At 43.5% G+C, this 393-nt stretch carries 2 rRNA genes; both read right to left on the reverse strand.

Annotated elements, in window-relative coordinates:
* A 23S ribosomal RNA gene (locus KI338_RS17565) occupies positions 1–101 on the reverse strand; the annotation flags it as partial.
* 183 nt (positions 102–284) lie between these two features.
* Positions 285–393, reverse strand: a 16S ribosomal RNA gene (locus tag KI338_RS17570); the annotation flags it as partial.

The following is a 393-nucleotide window of genomic DNA, read 5'->3' on the forward strand; positions in this document are numbered from 1 at the left end:
CAATGTCTACTTACGACTCCCCAAGGCATATCGGTGTTAGTCCCGTCCTTCATCGGCTCCTAGTGCCAAGGCATCCACCGTGCGCCCTTATTCACTTAACTATCTACAATGAATAAGCATTACACTATATTAATAGCCTTTGCTTTAAAGTTTGATGTCGTTGTTACTCTTATTTAGTTTTCAAGGTACAAATGAAAAGAAACACTTTCGTGTTTTTCTTGAGGAATTTACTCCCTCAAAACTGAACCAAACAAACCAGTATGCACTCCGTTAAATATCCTTAGAAAGGAGGTGATCCAGCCGCACCTTCCGATACGGCTACCTTGTTACGACTTCACCCCAATCATTGGTCCCACCTTAGGCGGCTGGCTCCAAAAGGTTACCTCACCGACT

This window comes from Ornithinibacillus bavariensis, from assembly GCF_018333235.1.
GTDB lineage: Bacteria > Bacillota > Bacilli > Bacillales > Amphibacillaceae > Ornithinibacillus > Ornithinibacillus bavariensis.